Here is a 546-nt window from a genome sequence, read left to right on the forward strand (position 1 = left end):
TACTGAGTTCGAGATGGAATCAGGTGGTTCCAAACCGCTATGGTCGCCAGGAAAACCGGTAAGGCTGAATTAACAGCCTGGTAAAGATTAACGAGTCACAAACTTACCTTGTGTTTTAACCTAGACTGTGTTGTTGTTCACAGCACTTCAGGTTATATGGTCAAGACAATCAGCCAATTAGTACAAGTTAGCTTCATACGTTACCGTACTTCCACACCTTGCCTATCAACGTCGTCGTCTTCAACGGGCTTCATGGGAAAACTCATCTTGAGGGAGGCTTCCCGCTTAGATGCTTTCAGCGGTTATCCCGTCCGAACTTAGCTACCCGGCAATGCAACTGGCGTCACAACCGGTACACCAGAGGTTCGTCCACTCCGGTCCTCTCGTACTAGGAGCAGCTCCTCTCAATTTTCCTACGCCCACGGCAGATAGGGACCGAACTGTCTCACGACGTTCTAAACCCAGCTCGCGTACCACTTTAAATGGCGAACAGCCATACCCTTGGGACCTGCTTCAGCCCCAGGATGTGATGAGCCGACATCGAGG

At 50.4% G+C, this 546-nt stretch carries 2 rRNA genes; both read right to left on the reverse strand.

The annotated features are described in order from the left end of the window. A 5S ribosomal RNA gene (rrf, locus tag E1P04_RS18505) occupies positions 1 to 51 on the reverse strand; the annotation flags it as partial. A 105-nt stretch (positions 52 to 156) separates the two neighbouring features. Beyond that, positions 157 to 546, reverse strand: a 23S ribosomal RNA gene (locus tag E1P04_RS17500); the annotation flags it as partial.

Origin of the sequence: Legionella gresilensis (assembly GCF_900639865.1) — a bacterium.
Classification (GTDB): domain Bacteria; phylum Pseudomonadota; class Gammaproteobacteria; order Legionellales; family Legionellaceae; genus Legionella_C; species Legionella_C gresilensis.